Below are 759 nucleotides of genomic sequence, written 5' to 3' on the forward strand. Positions count from 1 at the left end.
TCGATCCGTAACAGAAAAAAAAAAGAGTTGCCCCCTTCCTTCTTCTGCTTTGACTCCGCTACCACTGAAACTAACGTTGGCGTACCGCGCTGGAGACTCACATGGCAAAATTTTGCCTGCTTTGAGCACTATCTTTTGCTCGCGGCGCCGTCGCCAGTGGCTCTCAAAAATTGTGGACATCTGCCTATTCGAGCATTTCCTTTACAATTTCGAAAAAAAAGTAAAGAAAAAATAAATCTCAAATAGCGACCCTTCCACGAGAACGCACTGACTGCTTGAATTATCCTGAGCAAACCCAATCGAAAACTTTCAAAGTGAAAAAAAAAGACACTAATTCCGAAAATTGTTGCCAATCTCAAAAAAAATGCTTCCCTTTTACTCATCAAGCATCAAAGAGGGCGCCTTCAGCCAATACACTGGTACAAGGTAAAAAAAAAGAGGTTTTCCCCTTTCTTTTCCTTTCAGATAAAGGAATGAAAGAACAAAAAGTGAAATTTCAAACCCAGAAAGGTTTGACCCCTTCTTCGATTATCATCCCAAATCCTGCAACTTCCAAACCCTTTACCCGCCAGCCAAAGGAATCGGCTACCAAACCAAAGCCCACAGTAGTTAGCTAGTTTTCTATTTTGTATTCCAAAAACAAAAAACAGGCCAGAAACACTTTTCGCTAATAGCTGCTCAAAGCCCGGCACCTTTCAACCTTTTGAGAAGAAAGGATTCAAACAAAAAAAAGACCGGGCGAACTCTAGTGATAAATCC

The 759-nt window shown here is 41.2% G+C and carries 2 protein-coding genes; both read left to right on the forward strand.

The window, feature by feature from the left end; all coding sequences use genetic code 11:
• Positions 1 to 246, forward strand: a 246-nt coding sequence (locus tag EER30_RS48305; protein WP_205650740.1) for a hypothetical protein, incomplete at its 5' end; no start/stop codon positions are given.
• A gap of 68 nt (positions 247 to 314) precedes the next feature.
• The gene (locus EER30_RS46730) at positions 315 to 617 is read left to right on the forward strand and encodes a hypothetical protein (RefSeq protein WP_164842813.1); all 303 of its coding nucleotides are present in this window, start codon (positions 315 to 317) and stop codon (positions 615 to 617) included.
• The last annotated feature ends 142 nt before the right edge of the window (positions 618 to 759 follow it).

Origin of the sequence: Actinoplanes solisilvae (genome assembly GCF_003999975.1) — a bacterium.
Lineage (GTDB): Bacteria > Actinomycetota > Actinomycetes > Mycobacteriales > Micromonosporaceae > Actinoplanes > Actinoplanes solisilvae.